Below are 16,608 nucleotides of genomic sequence, written 5' to 3'. Positions count from 1 at the left end.
TTATGCAGCTGTGTTTTCTTTCATGTTCTGATCCTTTTCAGCCTCTTTTCGTCCAGGGAGGACAAGGTTCAAAAGGATGCCGATGATGGCTGAAAGCGCCATGCCATGCAGCTCAAATTGTTCACTTACTTTTATTAAAGCACCGCCGATGCCGATAACCAGAATGACGGATGATATCACGAGATTTCGCTTATTTCCAAAATCAATTTTGCTGTCTGAAAGCATTCTGAGGCCTGACGAAGCGATGATTCCAAAAAGCAGAATGGATACACCGCCCATGACCGGCGTCGGAATGGAGCTGATCAGAGCTGAAATTTTACCGATAAATCCGAACACGATCGCCATCACAGCAGCTCCGGCAATGATATATACGCTGTATACTCTCGTTATGGCCAATACGCCGATATTCTCACCGTATGTCGTGTTTGGAGGACCGCCTATTAATGATGCAATCATCGTCGCAGTTCCATCTCCTAAGATTGAGCGGTGAAGGCCGGGCTTTTCAATATAGTCACGGCCGACAACTTTTCCAAGTACAAGCTGATGTCCGATATGTTCTGACAGTGTGACGATTGCGACCGGCACCATCAGCAGGATGATTTCATATGAGAAGCTAGGTGTATAGGTGATAAAAGGAATGATAAAGTCCGGTTTTTCAAATACACTGGCCTCTGCGACTTTGCTGAAATCTACAAGTCCGATTGCAAGGGCATAAACATAGCCTCCAATGATTCCGACAAGCACCGGGATAAGACTGATAAATCCTTTAAATACAACGGAGCAGATGATCGTAATGGCAAGTGTTACAAGCGCTACCGAGAAGTAAGTCAGATTATATTCTCCTTCCGGATTATTCATCGCCATCCCGACTGCGACGTTTGCAAGGCTCAGACCAATTACGATGATGACTGGTCCGACAACAATCGGCGGCAAGAGCTTCATAATCCACTTATATCCGACCATTTTTATCAGTAAAGCGACAATTCCGTAAACAACACCTGCAAGAAAGCTGCCGACCATTGCTCCCTCAGGACCTGCCGCAGCCTTTGCTGCGATGATCGGAGCAATAAACGCGAAGGATGATCCCAGGTAAGCTGGCACCTGACCTTTCGTAATTAAAAGGAAGGCAATTGTTCCAAGTCCGCTTGAAATCAGCGCTACTGACGGGTCAAGACCCACAAGGAAAGGCACCAGGATGGTCGCGCCGAACATTGCGAACAAATGCTGAAAGCTGAGTGTAATCCATGTAAGCGGCTTTGGAATCTCATTTACATCCAGATGTATGTCATTCTCTTGAATCTTTTTCATTTTCATTCCTCCGCTTCTTTCCGTTTTGAGAAATAAAAAACCTCTTTGCATAAGGAGCAAAGAGGCAGAATAATCCCGCCTGAATCAATCACAGGCGTGTGATTTTCTTTCCCTTTTGCAGCCTCTCTGGACTTCATTAAAAGGTTTTTATTCTTTTTCGTAAATGGTTACTTGATCTGTTTCGTCCACTTCAAGCAGTTCAACAACAATCTTTTCTGAGCTTGAAGTCGGAATGTTTTTCCCTACATAATCTGCCCTGATCGGCAGTTCACGGTGACCGCGGTCTACAAGTACTCCAAGCTGAATTTGCGATGGTCTGCCAATATCGATTAAGGCATCAAGTCCCGCTCTTACTGTTCTTCCCGTGTATAAAACGTCGTCTACGAGGATGACGGTTTTGTTTGTAATATCTGCCGGAATGTCAGATCCTTTTACAAGAGGGTCCTGATCGTCCGTTTTTTTTGAAAGATCGTCACGGTAAAGCGTTATATCAAGTTCTCCTACTTCAACCGGCTTTCCTTCAATCTGTTCGATGCGTTCAGCTAGCCTTTTGGCAAGGTGAATGCCCCTTGTCTTAATGCCGACAAGAATCACTGAATCAATTCCTTTATTCCGCTCGATAATTTCATGTGCAATTCGAGTTAAAGCTCTTCTTATGGACTGCTGATCTAAAACGATCGCTTTTTGCGGCATGTTTCTCACCTCTCCTTAAGAACCTTAAAAAGAAAAATCCCTCTCGCCGATTTGGCAAGAGGGATTTGGATGCATAGCTTAAAATACGCAGAAATAGCGTATAAGATCCGTTTCCTTCTCAGCCTCACGGGACTGTATTAAAGGTTCATTTTTGAACTATAGTCATTATGTCAGAATAACATGAATGTGTCAACGGTTATTTTTCAGTTCCGAGAGAACATCTTCAAATTCTGCGGGCAGAGGTGCTTTAAACTCAAGGTATTCTCCTGTGCTCGGGTGCTTAAATCCAAGAACGCCTGCATGAAGCGCCTGACCGTTTATTTTCATTGTTTTCTTAGGTCCGTACTTTGGATCTCCTGCAATCGGGAAACCAATATATTTCATGTGAACACGAATTTGATGCGTTCTGCCCGTTTCAAGCTGACATTCAATTAAAGTATATCCTTCAAAGCGGTCAAGAACATGAAAATGAGTAACAGCATCTTTACTGTGCTCATTTGTTACTGTCATGCTTTGACGGTCCTGTTTGTCACGGCCGATCGGTGCATCAACTGTTCCTTTGTCATGCTGGATGACACCGTGAACAATTGCCTGATACCGTCTAGTAACTGATTTTTCAACCAGCTGATTGACTAATGACTCATGAGCTTTATCATTCTTGGCAACCATTAAAAGTCCAGAGGTATCCTTATCAATTCTATGAACGATTCCCGGCCTCATGACTCCATTAATACCTGACAGGTCTTTACAGTGTGCCATCAGACCATTAACAAGAGTTCCTGACAAATGGCCAGGTGCAGGATGCACGACCATTCCTTTTGGCTTGTTAACAACGAGGACATCCCCATCCTCGTAATAGATATCAAGGTTCATCTCCTCTGGCATCACATCAAGAGGTTCAGGGTCTGGAATGAGAAGGGTAACCGTATCTCCGGGCTGTACCTTATAATTGCTTCTCGATTCAGCATCGTTTACTTTTACATGGCCTTCTTTAATCCATATTTGAACCTGGCTTCTTGACCAATCAGAATTCTCTGCCACAAGCAGTTTATCTAAACGTTCAAATTTATTGCTGTCATCAATCTTAATTTCTATGCTGTTCATTCACTTTCTCCTTCTCTTGTTTCCCTTCCAAAAGCATGACAATAAATAACAAAGCAACTCCTACACAAAGGGCCGAATCTGCTACGTTAAAGATAGGAAATGGGTATGTTCCTATGTAGACTTGTACAAAATCCACCACTTCCTGATGAATAACACGATCTATGAAATTGCCAATGGCTCCGCCAAGCATAAGACCGAGCGCCATTCCCATTAAAAGCTGGTCTTTTGCATATTTCTGAATATAAATCACGAGTCCAATTACGACGATAACGGTAATGACATAAAAAAACCACATCTGACCCTGCAGAATTCCCCAGGCAGCACCCTGGTTCCGATGTGATGTAATATACAGTACGTTTTCAATAACAGGTATGCTTTCTCCGATTTCCAATTCATTGACAATCAGCCGTTTTGTCAGCTGATCAAGCGCAATAATAACAAAGGCGATGATATAGTAAAGCACAAGCTTTCCCCAACTTTCCTATAATGTACCTTTGAATTGTATCACAGGCAAAAAAGAAGAGTAAAGCTTGTATCTTAAGAAAGCAGTGTTTTAATGATATTCTCCCACTTCATAGTGGGATTGGTGATTGAGATAAAGATGAGGCAGAGATTTTCTTTCATAAAGTTCCTGAAAAGCAAAATCATGAATGGTTCTCGCAGTGGGAATAATGGCTAACTTATCAAGTGCAATTGGAGTTCCTGTCTCTTCACAAATACCGTACGTGCCGTTTTTAATTTTCTGAAGAGCTCTTTCAACATCATTTAATTCTTCTTTTACATTTATCATAATTGTTTTTTCTTTAAATGGATAAAATAGATTTTGTTCATTCATATCCACCTCAAACAAGCAATGATCAAACAGCCTTGATTTCAATTCCTGCTGCATGATTTGAAGCTCATACCAAATGGCGTCTATACTCATAGCGGACAACTCCTTGTGTACTTGCTTTGTACTCATAGTCTATCCGTTCTCCCTGTCGCTCACGCTTTTAAGAATTTTCCTGTAATGACAATGAAATGCGGAACCGACTGTTCAGACCCGACAGACAGATAAGAATTCACCCGAAAAGTCCGGGTTTGACTTTTTGGGGGAATTTGTTCTGGCCGAGGGGCTAGGAGGTGGAGCTGAACACAATGAAAAGCGGATCCGACTGTTCAGCTCCGAAAGGCAGATAAGGATCCGACAGAAAAGGCGCTTTTTGCCTTTACTGGCGGATCCGTTCTGACCGAGGAGCTAGGAGGTGAAGCTGGACACAATGAAAAGCGGATCCGACTGTTCAGCTCCGACAGACAGCTACAAAAGCGGATCCGCTCGTTTTGTTATTTGCGTAAACAAGGATTTTATTATCCATTTTTTCATTTTTTCTATCCGTTTTCACGATTTATTTTGCTGAATATTGAATTTTTCTAGCCAAATGATTTTTTCATCTAGCTGAGTCTCTGCAATGTTAGCTGCTTTTCTGTATACAAAGCCAGATATAGAATTTTCCATCCAAATAATAGCTTTATTAGCCGATATTCATTCAACCGTTTGGTCACCATACTAAATAGTCTTTTCTAAGCCAGTGTCCTTATGCTTTATTTAAAGCAGCCTGCCAAACCGCACTAAATATAAAAAAACCGCTGATCAATGAAGTCAGCGGTTCCCAATAATTTAAGCAGTTGTATAGTTTTCATCCACAATTGCTGCACAGCGGCCGCAAAGAGTTTTATGATTTTCATTGCTGCCAACATCCGTTGTGACAACCCAGCATCTTTCACATGTTTCGCCTTCAGCAGGTTTCACAGCAATTTTCACATGATCGAATACATGAGCCTCTTCCGGTGCTGCGTCATAGTCACCTGCAAGCTTAAAGCCTGATACGATAAACAGCTGCTTGAGGTTTTCTTCAACTGAATCAAGCAATTGCTTCGTTTCAGCATCAACATAAAGTTCAATGCTTGCTGTTAATGACTTGCCGATTACTTTTTCGTTTCTTGCCACTTCAAGCGCCTTTAGTACATCATCACGAAGTTCCATGAAAGCATCCCATTTTTCTTCTAAGGCATCCGCATTTTCAAGGGTCTTCACTTCCGGCATATCAACAAGCTGAACACTTTCTTCTGTTACAGAATCAATATGTGTCCAAACTTCATCGGCAGTGTGAGGAAGGATTGGTGTTACTAACTTCACTAAAGAAAGAAGCGTTTCGTGCAAAACAGTTTGAATAGCACGGCGCTCTTTATTATCTGGTGCTTCAATGTACAGAACATCTTTTGCGAAATCAAGATAAAATGAGCTAAGTTCAATCGTACAGAAGTTATGAACCGCATGGAAAATCGCTGCAAACTCATATTCTTCATAGGATTTTTTCACTTTATCTGTTAATTTATTCAGCTTTACAAGCATATAACGATCTACATCACGCAGCTCCTCATATGACAGGGCGTCTTTTGCCGGATTAAAATCTGCAAGGTTTCCAAGCAGGAAACGGAATGTGTTGCGGATTTTTCTGTATACTTCAGCAACTTGCTTTAAGATATTATCAGAAACTCTTACGTCTGCCTGGAAATCAACAGATGCTACCCATAGACGAAGGATGTCTCCCCCAAGCTGGTTCATGACTTTTGAAGGCAGAACGACGTTTCCTAAAGATTTACTCATTTTGCGTCCTTCTCCGTCAAGAGCAAATCCATGGCTCAGCACTCCTTTGTATGGAGCTTTACCAGTTACAGCAACTGCTGTTGATAAGGAAGAGTTAAACCACCCGCGGTATTGATCAGATCCTTCTAAATAAAGATCTGCCGGACGCTGCAGGTCATCTCTTTCTAATAAGACAGCCTGATGGGATGAACCTGAATCAAACCATACATCCATAATGTCCTGTTCTTTTGTGAACAATCCATTTGGGCTTCCTTCATGTTTAAATCCTTCAGGAAGCAGATCTTTTGTTTCACGTTCAAACCACACATTGGAACCATGTTCACGGAACAAGCCTGAAACATGATTGATCGTTTCATCTGTAATGATTGGTTCTCCATTCTCAGCATAGAAAACCGGAATTGGAACTCCCCACGCACGCTGTCTGGAAATACACCAGTCGCCGCGGTCACGGACCATGTTGAATAATCTTGTTTCTCCCCACGCAGGAACCCATTTTGTTTCTTTAACTGCCGTTAATAGCTCTTCGCGGAAGTCTTTAATAGATGCAAACCACTGAGCCGTTGCTCTAAAGATTGTTGGTTTTTTTGTTCTCCAGTCATGAGGATAAGAATGCGTAATAAACGATAATTTCAGTAAAGCGCCTGCTTCATCAAGCTGTTCTGTAATTGGTTTATTTGCTGCATCATAAAACATGCCTTCAAAGCCTGGTGCTTCATTCGTCATATGGCCTTTTTCATCAACTGGGCAAAGAACGCCAAGTCCGTATTTTTGACCGACAATAAAGTCATCTTCCCCATGTCCAGGAGCAGTGTGTACACAGCCCGTACCAGCCTCTGTTGTGACATGCTCGCCAAGAACAACAAGCGATTCACGGTCATAAAGAGGATGTTTCGCAACCACTTTTTCAAGCTGAGCGCCTTTAAGTGTTTTTGAAACAGTGTAAGTTTCCCACTCAAGTTCTTTCGCAACAGTCTCCAAAAGAGCAGATGTAACGATGAGAAAATCGTCTTTTACAGATACAACACTGTATTCAAGCTCAGGATGTACGGCAATACCAAGGTTTGCAGGAATCGTCCAAGGAGTTGTCGTCCAAATAACGATTTTTTCTCCGCCGTTTAATACGTCATTTCCTTCAGTAACAGTAAATGCAACATAAATGGAAGCAGATCGCTTATCGTAATATTCGATTTCTGCTTCTGCTAATGCAGATTCACTTGAAGGAGACCAATAAACTGGTTTAAGACCTTTATAGATATAGCCTTTTTTCGCCATTTCACCGAATACTTTGATTTGCTGTGCTTCATATTCAGGGTTTAATGTCACATATGGATTTTCCCAGTCTCCCCGAACTCCCAGTCGCTTGAACTGTTCACGCTGGTTATTGATTTGCTCCCATGCATACTCAGCACAAAGCTTGCGGAATTCAGCAACACTTAATTCTTTCCGGTTTACTTTTTTGTTTTTAGTTAAAGCTGTTTCAATCGGAAGGCCGTGTGTATCCCAGCCCGGCACATATGGTGCGTTATAGCCCGTCATTGATTTATAGCGGACAATAAAATCTTTCAGCACTTTGTTTAAAGCATGCCCCATATGAATATCGCCATTTGCATATGGAGGTCCATCATGCAGAACAAACATCGGACGATCTTTCGTACGCTCCTGCACTTTTTGATAAATGTTCATTTCTTCCCATTTTTCCTGCAATTGAGGTTCGCGGTTCGGCAAGTTCCCGCGCATTGGAAATTCAGTTTTTGGCATTAATAGTGTATCTTTGTACTCCATGGGTATTCCTCCAAACAATTTTAAAGTAGGCTTTTAGAAAACAGCCATTAAATAAGAAAACACAAAAAACCTTCTCATCCCATAAGGGACGAGAAGGTTTTCTCGCGGTACCACCCTTTTAGATAAACGACAGCCTGTTTATCCTCTCGACATTCGTAACGTGAATAACGCGTCTTTGCTTACTTTCTATTTGTTTCAGCAAAAAACTCAAGGGTGATTTTCACTCATTCTCCTTTGCCGGGCTTCCACCAGTTCCGGCTCGCTTAAAAAGGTTAAAATGAGCTACTTTCCCTCTCATCGTTTCAATTTTTTATATTTTAATAATTGTAGTAGTGATCGTATTATATGTGAAACTATGTACGCAAGTCAAGATTATACTTTAGATTCTTCGCGTTCTTCGTATAGAGCTTCCACTTCATACTCTAATAAATGATCCCAGTCGTCATTTTTAAGAAGATCAAGCTGTGCTTCAATCAGCATTTGGAACCTAGTGCGGAAAACCTTAGACTGCTTTTTGAGTTCTTCAATCTCAACTGCAATTTTTCTTGATTTAGACAGTGATTCATTAATGATGCGGTCTGCGTTCTTTTCTGCTTCTTTTACAATTAATTTCGCTTCTTTTTGAGCGTGGCGGCGAACTTCTTCAGCTGCTTCCTGAGCAACTAGAATCGATTTGTTAAGAGTTTCTTCAATGTTTGCAAAATGACCAAGCTTCTCAGTCAATTCGCCGACTTTTGATTCAAGTTCTTTACGTTCGCGAATCGCCATTTCATAATCTTTTATCACTTGATCAAGGAATTCGTTCACTTCATCTTCATCATAGCCGCGGAAGCCTTTGTTGAATTCTTTGTTATGAATATCTAACGGTGTTAAGGGCACTTCTGCCACCTCCATTATGTATTGAATGAAACGTTTCTTTTAAAATAGTATAATTCATTATTAGACAGAAAGTTCAAAATTCCTGCTATATCCCTAAATTATTTTTGTTTTCCAATAGTCAGCTTCCATTTATCCTTCTTTGTTCTGCCGTCAATCGACAAAACCCTGGATCTCCCAAAACCTCTGACAGAAAGGGTGTCTCCCTCTCGGCATTCAAAGGAAGTCTGCTCAGTGACTTTCCAGTTTACTTTTACATGTCCATTCTGAATGAGCATGCCGATTTTTTGTCTGGAAACATTATAAATAGAAGCTGCAACAGCATCTAACCTTAATGAGCTGACAGTTGCAGACAGCTCCTGAATTTCTTCATGATGCAGAATTCGCAGGCTCCAGTCAAGCTTCCGAAGGGAAACCTTTGCTCTGCCGATTTCGGTTACATTCATTAAAATAAAATCCTCAACCTCTATTGCTGCCACAAGCTGAATCCGCTCCCCGAAGAACAAAAGATCTCCAAATTTAGACCGTTTCAATCCAAGAGACATAAGTGATCCTAAAATATGGCGATGCTCAAGTGAGATAAATTTAACTGGATATTGAATTTCAATCAGTGATAACTGAAAATCATCAAAGGAAGGTGTAAAGTAATCAGGGTAAAGAAGAGCACGCTTTCTCTCCATGTCATCACCTGAAAACATGACATTTACTTCCCCGTTTGAACCGACAACAGCCTGAACCATTTCCTGCTCTCTCGGATCAAGAAAGTCAGTCAGTTTAGGACTGTAATGATTCAGAACATTTTCTTTCCACTCCATCACCTGATCAATGAAATGACGCTCTTCCTGTCTAAAATGCTGATAAACACGGTTCATTTCATACAGCTCCAAACCATTCTAAAATGAAAACAGTGCCGATAAACGGCACTTGTAAGACAATCTTATCCAATCATGCTGAAAATTGAATTCAGCCCATATCCCGCAAATCTTAGGGCAAGAAGCGCCACAATCGGGGAAATATCAATCATTCCAAGCGGCGGAATGAATCTGCGGAATGGTTCCAGGTAAGGTTCAACAATCTTAGCTAAAAATTGGCCAAAACCGCTTTCTCTTGCATTTGGAAACCAGGAAAGCAGAATGTAAATAATAATCGCGTACGAATAAATCTGCAATAATGTAAATAATACATCAGCTACTATGCCCATCTAGAATTACCACCTCTGATCTTCTTCAGTTACAATTTCAGATATAGATCCTGCGACATCCACATTATCAGGAGTGCAAAGAAAAATATTTGCTCCTATTTTTTGAATGTCTCCTCCTATAGCGTACACAGTTCCGCTTAAAAAGTCTACAATCCGTTTTGCCTGATCATGCTGAATACGCTGGAGATTCACTACAACCGCTCTCCGGTTTTTTAGATGATCGGCTACATCCTGAGCTTCAGCATAAACTCGAGGCTCACATAAAACCACTTTAGATGATTTTTGAACACTTTGCAAACTTACAACATTCTGTTTAGTCTGCGGTTTTGCGGCAAACGGCTGCTCATCTTCATAGTCATCTTCCTGATAAGTGTCTTGTTCAACGTACTCATACTCTTCATCATCCAAGGCAAAAAAGCTTTTAAACTTATTTTTAATACTCAACTTCTGACACCTCCGATTTCTTATCCTACAAGGGCAGAGCCAATACGTATGAAGGTTGCGCCTTCTTCAATCGCAATCTCGAAATCATTCGACATGCCCATTGACAGCTCTTTGCACGGGGCATAAGGCAAGTTAAGCGCTCTTACTTCTTCGCTTAATTCCCTTAATCTGGCGAATGATTGCCTTAAAACAGTTGTATCGTCTGTATGAGGGGCCATTGTCATTAATCCTGCTACGTTTATGTATGGAAAGCTGCCGAGTTCATTAACAAATGGCAAAACCTCATTTGGAGCCATACCATGTTTAGATTCTTCGCCTGATGTATTTACCTGGATAAAGCAGTCTATTTTATTATCGGCGCGTTTGCTGATTTCTTTTGCCAGTGAAATTCTGTCAAGTGAATGAATATAATCTGCTTTCCCGATGATATCTTTCACTTTTCTGGTCTGCAGTGTTCCGATAAAGTGCCATTTCGCCTCTGATCCAATTGCTGTATATTTTTCGATGAGCCCTTCATTCCTGTTTTCTCCAAGATGACTTATGCCAGCACTTACCGCTTCTTTTGCACGATCTATATCTACATATTTTGTAACTGCAATGATTTGAATTTCATTAGGATTTCGTCCTATTTTAGAACATGTATTTTCAATTCGGACATTAATTTCATTTAAGTTGTCTGCTACACTCATAGCTGCTTGTCCCTCCTCGTTAAACCGATAAAACTGAACATTCTCCCAGTCGATCCTGAGTCTCTGCGATGGGAAAAAAACATGGATGATTCACAGCTTGTACATAAAGAACTCGTCAAAATCCGGTCCTCTTTCACACCTGCATGAATCAGCAATTGTTTGTTCAGCTGTTTTAGATCTAGGGAATACTGACCTTCAGATACTTTGTGATATGGCAGCGCAGCAGTATTCCGAATAACTTGATTGACTTTTTCAATAACGTAATCGTCAACTACATAGCAGCAGGGTCCGATTGATGGACCAATTATTGCATAAATGGAGGTAACGTCAGCTTCTTCGTCCTTTATCCATGTTTGGATCATTTTCCCGCCTATGTCTTTGACAGTGCCTTTCCACCCGGCATGTGCTGTTCCAATCAGCTTTTTTTCATGTTCATAAAAATACAATGGAACACAGTCTGCATAGCAAAGAGCAAGCATCAAATTCTCTTCTTGTGTATAAAGGCCATCCGTTGCACGGATTGCTGATTCATAATCAAGTATTCCTTTGCCTTTATCTGACTGACTTACTTTATAAATGCTGCTGTCATGGACCTGATCTGCGCAAACCCAGTTTTCTAGAGGTGATTTCAGCTCATCTGCTAATCGTCTTCGATTTAAAACAACATTTTCTGGTTTGTCCTTTACATGCAGGCCAAGATTCAGCGAGTGGAAATCTCCACAGCTTATCCCGCCGTTTTTTGTTGTAAAACCGACAACAAGCTCTTCATTTAATTTTTCCCAGACCGGGCTGTTCAAATAGGTGTCATGCTGCAGTTGAAACGGCTGCTGAGTCATAAATGTTCATTCCTTTTGTTTACAGATTGCTGCATGTTTCGTTATACACGACTATATTTTACCACATCTTTCCCATTCCGACAGAAAGTTTGTTAAATTAATTCATTATTTTGGTCTATCTCCCTATTTACACGCACTAAAATAACATCTTCTCCAATTTTCACGATATTTCTCCAGGGAACAACCAGTTCTTCATCTTTTCCAAAAAAACCTAACACTTTACCAGTTCCGCTAATAATCACTGCCTGAATTTTGCCTGTTGTCACATTTATATCGAAATCTGATACAATCCCAAGCTTCTTGCCATCTGAAACATTTACAACATCTTTCGTCTGAAATTCAGAGATATTCATCACCGCAACCGCCCCCTGTTCTTACTTTAACTATATGATGTTACTTCATAAATCTATTCAAGCTTTTTATCCTATTCCTTCGATACAAGTTTTTCATAAAGAATATTATGATATACTTCAGTGCATGAAAATGAAAATTATCGTTCAAAGCGGAGGATTTTAAGTGACAAAACAAGCTTTTTTTCAAATGAATTCCATTTTTATAAGTATTTTAATAGAAGCAATGCCTTTTGTACTTTTGGGAGTAGTTATTTCCGGCATCATCCAAATTTTCATTACAGAGCAGATGGTTTCTAAATTCATCCCTAAAAACCGTTTTCTTTCTGTTCTTTACGGGACATTTATAGGCGCATTATTCCCTGCATGTGAATGCGGGATTATCCCAATTGTCAGAAGGCTTATTTTAAAAGGAGTTCCCTTGCATATGGGAATCGCGTTTATGCTGACAGGGCCTGTTATTAATCCAATTGTCTTATTTTCAACCTATGTTGCATTCGGCAATAATTGGGACATCATGCTTTATCGCGGAGGTCTTGCAATCATTGTCTCCATTATAGTCGGCCTGATCATCTCATTTCAGTATAAAAGTCAACAGCTTTTAGAGAAAAAAACACTGAACATACATAATCATGATTTAAAAGGTGAACCCCATTTCTTTCATAAACTTTTGGGAGCTCTGCAGCATGCTGTCGATGAATTCTTCTCAGTGGGGAAATACTTAATTATTGGAGCTTTCATTGCGGCTGCGATGCAGACATTTATTAAGACATCTACCCTGCTTGCGATAGGACAAAATGAAGTATCTTCGTCAGCAGTCATGATGGGCCTTGCATTTATCTTATCTTTGTGTTCAGAAGCGGATGCTTTTATTGCATCTTCATTTACAAGCACATTTTCAACAGGTTCAATTGTTGCCTTCTTAGTATTCGGCCCCATGATCGATATAAAAAATACGCTTATGATGCTTGATGCTTTCAAGAAAAAATTTGTTTTTACATTGATAGCCTATATCACATTTTTAGTGCTGATTGGCTCACTGTTTATCTAAAGGAGGATCTATCACATTGTTCCGAATCTTGCTGTTAATGGCATTTACTTATTTCTTTTTTCACCTTCATGCTTCTGGAAATATAACAAAATATATCAATATGAAGTATGCTTACTTATCATATAGTGCGATTTTTATTTTTGCTCTCTTTACTGCCATTCAGGCCTATACGTATTTTAAAACACCAGAAGATGGCAATTGTGAAACAAACTGCTGCAATCATGATCACCATCATGGTAAATCGTCCAGTATAGCTAGATTTTTACTCAGCTGCGTTTTTATATATCCATTAATTGCAGGTTTCTTTTTTCCGATTGCCAAATTGGATTCAACGATTGTTAAAGCAAAAGGCTTTACCTTTCAAAACATCGAAAATTCCGGTGAATTTTCACGTAATCAATATTTAATGCCGGATACAAGTGTTTATTATGGGAAAGAAGGACATTATGACTTAATGCATGAGGAACTGAAAAAGTATTCTGAACAGTCTTCGATTCAATTAAATGATGTAAATTATTTAAAGGTCCTTGAGACGATTTATCAGTTTCCGGGCGAGTTTACAGATAAAACCATACAGTTTGATGGATTTGCTTTTAAGGGAGAATCCATTAATAAAAATCAGATTTTTGTTTTGCGATTCGGTATAATACACTGTATCGCAGATTCTGGGGTTTACGGACTGCTTGTAGAACTGCCTGAAGAGGTCAAATTAAAAGACGATGAATGGGTTCAAGTAAAAGGTACGTTATCTTCTATTTATTATCAGCCTTTCAAATCTGAAATACCTTATTTAAAGGCTGAATCATGGAAAAAAATCAAAGAGCCGAAAGATCCGTATGTCTACAGAGGATACTAATATGAAAAGGACTGTTCAGATGAACAGTCCTAATTTTGTATGTTCTTATTCATTTGTTTGATTGCAGCTTTCTCAAGTCTTGAAACTTGTGCTTGAGAAATACCTATTTCCTCTGCTACTTCCATTTGAGTTTTCCCTTGAAAGAAACGCTTTCTGAGAATCAACTTTTCACGGTCATTCAGCCGTCTCATTCCTTCTTTTAAAGCGATTTCTTCTATCCAATGAGAATCTCGGTTTTTCTCATCGCTCAGCTGATCCATTACATAAATCGGGTCGCCCCCATCATTGTATATCGGTTCAAACAGAGAAACGGGATCTTGAATAGCATCTAAAGCAAAAACAATTTCTTCATGAGGAACTTCTAGAACCCGGGAAATCTCTTCAGCGGTAGGTTCCCTTGAGGTTTTGCTCATTAATTGTTCTCTGACCTGCAATGCTTTATAGGCAATATCACGAAGAGATCTTGATACGCGGATTGGATTATTGTCCCGCAAATATCTTCTGATTTCCCCAATTATCATGGGTACAGCATAAGTTGAAAATTTTACATTTTGGCCAAGATCGAAATTATCAATCGATTTCATAAGTCCAATGCAGCCAACTTGAAACAGGTCATCAACAAACTCTCCCCGGTTGTTAAAACGCTGAATGACGCTTAAAACCAGGCGTAAATTGCCGTTTACCAGCTTTTCTCTTGCTGATAGTTCACCGCTTTGCATTTCCCTGAACAAAATTCTCATTTCCTCATTTTTTAGGACTGGAAGTTTGGAAGTATCTACTCCGCAAATTTCAACTTTATTTCTTGCCACATCTTTCCCTCCTAACAGGAGCTGCTGTACAGAGTTAAGTATCTCCTTAGGTGGGAAAAATATGCACATGTCCAGGCCGTGAAATCATTCACAAACGGACAAAACCATGCCAGGATTGGGAATTTTCTGGTTAAAAATTTTTTTAGACCATTTTATTGAATTCTTTACGCAATCTTTTAATAATTCTTTTTTCAAGCCTTGAAATGTAGGACTGAGATATCCCAAGCATATCTGCGACATCTTTTTGGGTTTTTTCCTCTCCTCCTTGAAGCCCAAAACGGAGCTCCATAATTTGCTTTTCCCTGTCATTCAGCTGCTGAAGGGCCTTCAATAGCAATTTACGGTCAACATTTGCTTCCAGATCTTTTGTAATAATATCTTCCTCAGTTCCAAGCACATCCGACAGAAGAAGCTCATTTCCATCCCAGTCAATGTTTAAAGGTTCATCAAAGGAAACTTCTGAACGAATTTTATTATTGCGGCGCAAATACATTAAGATTTCATTTTCGATGCATCGTGATGCATATGTGGCAAGCTTAATTTTCTTTTCCGGATTAAAGGTATTTACTGCTTTGATTAATCCGATTGTTCCAATGCTGATCAAGTCTTCTATATTGATGCCTGTGTTTTCAAATTTCCTGGCAATATATACGACTAAACGGAGATTTCTTTCAATAAGAATAGATCGCGCTGCCTGATCGCCGCCAGGCAGTTTTTTAAGGAGAACTTCTTCCTCATCCTTTGAGAGGGGGGGCGGGAGAGCTTCACTTCCCCCTATGTAGTGAATTTCATCGGTTTTCAGGCCAAGCTTCATCAGTAATTTATACCATAAATACGTAATGTGCAATTTTAGTTTTTTCATGGTTCTCCCCCTTCTATTTTCCGATTGATCTGAGTACACTACTACAGGATGATGATCACGAAACGTCCTGAACGGCTCCGCTCTGAAGCATCTTCGGATGAACAATGCAGTCGTATTCTCCTTCAGGCGACAGGCTTGTTCGGTTCAATCCAATGATGGCTTTTGGGACCAGTATGGTTTCATCTTTTGTTGTGATCATCACTTCATCAGGTTTAAGGCCAATTAAAAACTGATTTGATTTTCCAACTACACGGAACGGAATAATCCGCACCCTGTTCTCTAGCGGATGTGATTCCTCCGATGATGACAATGCCGTCATGACATCTTCCTGAAGAGCTATGTTCAGGAGAGCATCCGGCAGGAATCCTCTTAGCTTCCCTGCATCTGCAATCATCACGGGAGACTTTGAAATCGGATCATAAAGCTGATTTCCGCTGTCGATAAGACCCTTCAAAGTAATTGTCGAGTCCCCTACTTTAATGAATAAACTGACGATCTGATCATACTGGATTTTTTTCATTTCCAGATCATCAAGCCGCTTTCTTGAAAACATCCAGGCAGCCGGAAAACCGGCCAGCACGAACAACCAGCTGACAGGATCTCCAAAGCCTCCTGAGTTTGTCATGAGAATGCCGTCAGCAAATCCAATTTCTGTCTGAATAAAATAGTGTGCACCCATCATCCCCCCGCCTACCATGAAGGTGACAAAGTAAAAAGTGAACAGCGACTGTGCAAAAAACTTAAACCTTTTAAAACCAAAGGCAGTGAGCACCATAAGAATGGATACAAACAGCTTTCCAAATGGATGCATAGCTAAAGGAGCAAACGGAGTAAAAAGCAGAACTACAATACTGGATCCAATTAAGGATCCACTGGCAATCCGAAGCTTCATGATCTTCCTTTTCAGCAAAATCGCTGTGAGAAGCAGCAATAGCAAATCAAACGAAAAATTCAAAAACCAGATCACATCCAAATAAATGGCCACGTGAAACTCCTTTCCGAAGGTTTTCACATTACATATAAAAAAGGATGAAGGCACTGTCCGATTGGATAGTAATAGTATAGCTGAGCGTCGGAGGTGAAGTCTGTCAGTTACTGCC

General features: G+C 40.3%; 18 protein-coding genes and 1 other annotated feature. Of the genes, 2 read left to right on the top strand and 16 right to left on the bottom strand.

From position 1 onward, the window contains the following. The 13 genes from LIT25_10215 to LIT25_10155 form a co-directional block, all read right to left on the bottom strand. Window positions 1-1,308: an NCS2 family nucleobase:cation symporter gene (locus LIT25_10215; protein USK35626.1), complete on the bottom strand. Its 1,308-nt coding sequence runs from the start codon at window positions 1,306-1,308 to the stop codon at window positions 1-3. Between the two features lie 147 nt (window positions 1,309-1,455). Further along, window positions 1,456-2,001 (bottom strand): bifunctional pyr operon transcriptional regulator/uracil phosphoribosyltransferase PyrR, encoded by a 546-nt coding sequence (gene pyrR / locus LIT25_10210; protein USK35625.1) that lies wholly within the window; start codon window positions 1,999-2,001, stop codon window positions 1,456-1,458. Between the two features lie 189 nt (window positions 2,002-2,190). Beyond that, window positions 2,191-3,105: an RluA family pseudouridine synthase gene (locus LIT25_10205; GenBank protein ID USK35624.1), complete on the bottom strand. Its 915-nt coding sequence runs from the start codon at window positions 3,103-3,105 to the stop codon at window positions 2,191-2,193. Next, complete coding sequence (lspA, locus tag LIT25_10200) at window positions 3,086-3,568, bottom strand: signal peptidase II (protein ID USK35623.1); 483 nt, start codon at window positions 3,566-3,568, stop codon at window positions 3,086-3,088. Before lspA ends, LIT25_10205 begins: the two co-directional genes overlap by 20 nt. 90 nt (window positions 3,569-3,658) lie before the next feature. Next, window positions 3,659-4,066 carry a TraR/DksA family transcriptional regulator gene (locus LIT25_10195; GenBank protein USK35622.1) on the bottom strand — a complete coding sequence of 136 codons (408 nt, stop codon included), beginning with the start codon at window positions 4,064-4,066 and terminating at the stop codon, window positions 3,659-3,661. Window positions 4,067-4,762: 696 nt separating this feature from the next. Continuing rightward, window positions 4,763-7,534: an isoleucine--tRNA ligase gene (ileS, locus tag LIT25_10190; GenBank protein USK35621.1), complete on the bottom strand. Its 2,772-nt coding sequence runs from the start codon at window positions 7,532-7,534 to the stop codon at window positions 4,763-4,765. An 81-nt stretch (window positions 7,535-7,615) separates the two neighbouring features. Then, window positions 7,616-7,841 (bottom strand) — a binding site (T-box leader). A 65-nt stretch (window positions 7,842-7,906) separates the two neighbouring features. Further along, a complete protein-coding gene (locus LIT25_10185; protein USK35620.1) occupies window positions 7,907-8,413 on the bottom strand; it encodes a DivIVA domain-containing protein in 507 nt (168 codons plus the stop codon). A 98-nt stretch (window positions 8,414-8,511) separates the two neighbouring features. Further along, a complete protein-coding gene (locus LIT25_10180; protein USK35619.1) occupies window positions 8,512-9,282 on the bottom strand; it encodes an RNA-binding protein in 771 nt (256 codons plus the stop codon). Window positions 9,283-9,347: 65 nt separating this feature from the next. Beyond that, entirely contained in the window at window positions 9,348-9,611 is a 264-nt protein-coding gene (locus tag LIT25_10175; GenBank protein USK35618.1) for a YggT family protein, read from the bottom strand. 6 nt (window positions 9,612-9,617) lie between these two features. After that, window positions 9,618-10,055, bottom strand: coding sequence for a cell division protein SepF (locus LIT25_10170; GenBank protein ID USK35617.1), 438 nt, complete (start codon window positions 10,053-10,055; stop codon window positions 9,618-9,620). Between the two features lie 20 nt (window positions 10,056-10,075). Then, a complete protein-coding gene (locus LIT25_10165; protein USK35616.1) occupies window positions 10,076-10,744 on the bottom strand; it encodes a YggS family pyridoxal phosphate-dependent enzyme in 669 nt (222 codons plus the stop codon). Continuing rightward, entirely contained in the window at window positions 10,741-11,580 is an 840-nt protein-coding gene (gene pgeF, locus LIT25_10160; protein ID USK35615.1) for a peptidoglycan editing factor PgeF, read from the bottom strand. Before pgeF ends, LIT25_10165 begins: the two co-directional genes overlap by 4 nt. Before the next feature lie 92 nt (window positions 11,581-11,672). Further along, a complete protein-coding gene (locus LIT25_10155; GenBank protein USK35614.1) occupies window positions 11,673-11,936 on the bottom strand; it encodes a YlmC/YmxH family sporulation protein in 264 nt (87 codons plus the stop codon). Between the two features lie 160 nt (window positions 11,937-12,096). Here LIT25_10155 and LIT25_10150 point away from each other — a divergent pair, with 160 nt between their 5' ends. Together LIT25_10150 and LIT25_10145 are read left to right on the top strand one after the other, a co-directional pair. Next, on the top strand, window positions 12,097-12,981 hold the full coding sequence (locus LIT25_10150; GenBank protein USK35613.1) for a permease: 885 nt from the start codon (window positions 12,097-12,099) through the stop codon (window positions 12,979-12,981). A gap of 16 nt (window positions 12,982-12,997) precedes the next feature. Then, the gene (locus LIT25_10145; GenBank protein USK35612.1) at window positions 12,998-13,837 is read left to right on the top strand and encodes a TIGR03943 family protein; all 840 of its coding nucleotides are present in this window, start codon (window positions 12,998-13,000) and stop codon (window positions 13,835-13,837) included. A gap of 29 nt (window positions 13,838-13,866) precedes the next feature. Here LIT25_10145 and sigG read toward each other — a convergent pair whose 3' ends face one another. The 3 genes from sigG to spoIIGA form a co-directional block, all read right to left on the bottom strand. Next, window positions 13,867-14,646 carry an RNA polymerase sporulation sigma factor SigG gene (sigG, locus tag LIT25_10140; GenBank protein ID USK35611.1) on the bottom strand — a complete coding sequence of 260 codons (780 nt, stop codon included), beginning with the start codon at window positions 14,644-14,646 and terminating at the stop codon, window positions 13,867-13,869. A 142-nt stretch (window positions 14,647-14,788) separates the two neighbouring features. Continuing rightward, complete coding sequence (gene sigE, locus LIT25_10135; GenBank protein USK35610.1) at window positions 14,789-15,508, bottom strand: RNA polymerase sporulation sigma factor SigE; 720 nt, start codon at window positions 15,506-15,508, stop codon at window positions 14,789-14,791. Between the two features lie 55 nt (window positions 15,509-15,563). Further along, entirely contained in the window at window positions 15,564-16,493 is a 930-nt protein-coding gene (spoIIGA, locus tag LIT25_10130) for a sigma-E processing peptidase SpoIIGA (protein USK35609.1), read from the bottom strand. Between the last annotated feature and the right edge of the window lie 115 nt (window positions 16,494-16,608).

The organism is Bacillus sp. F19, from assembly GCA_023823795.1.
Lineage (GTDB): Bacteria > Bacillota > Bacilli > Bacillales > Bacillaceae > Bacillus_P.
Note: the sequence above shows the minus strand (reverse complement) of the source record. Positions and strands in the feature narration are given on the sequence as shown.

What these genes read in the sequence shown, in the direction of transcription:
- LIT25_10215 (USK35626.1), bottom strand. Translation starts at nt 1,308, where the DNA reads ATGAAAAAGATTCAAGAGAATGACATACATCTGGATGTAAATGAGATT.
- pyrR (USK35625.1), bottom strand. Translation starts at nt 2,001, where the DNA reads ATGCCGCAAAAAGCGATCGTTTTAGATCAGCAGTCCATAAGAAGAGCT.
- LIT25_10205 (USK35624.1), bottom strand. Translation starts at nt 3,105, where the DNA reads ATGAACAGCATAGAAATTAAGATTGATGACAGCAATAAATTTGAACGT.
- LIT25_10195 (USK35622.1), bottom strand. Translation starts at nt 4,066, where the DNA reads ATGAGTACAAAGCAAGTACACAAGGAGTTGTCCGCTATGAGTATAGAC.
- ileS (USK35621.1), bottom strand. Translation starts at nt 7,534, where the DNA reads ATGGAGTACAAAGATACACTATTAATGCCAAAAACTGAATTTCCAATG.
- LIT25_10180 (USK35619.1), bottom strand. Translation starts at nt 9,282, where the DNA reads ATGAACCGTGTTTATCAGCATTTTAGACAGGAAGAGCGTCATTTCATT.
- LIT25_10175 (USK35618.1), bottom strand. Translation starts at nt 9,611, where the DNA reads ATGGGCATAGTAGCTGATGTATTATTTACATTATTGCAGATTTATTCG.
- LIT25_10165 (USK35616.1), bottom strand. Translation starts at nt 10,744, where the DNA reads ATGAGTGTAGCAGACAACTTAAATGAAATTAATGTCCGAATTGAAAAT.
- pgeF (USK35615.1), bottom strand. Translation starts at nt 11,580, where the DNA reads ATGACTCAGCAGCCGTTTCAACTGCAGCATGACACCTATTTGAACAGC.
- sigE (USK35610.1), bottom strand. Translation starts at nt 15,508, where the DNA reads ATGAAAAAACTAAAATTGCACATTACGTATTTATGGTATAAATTACTG.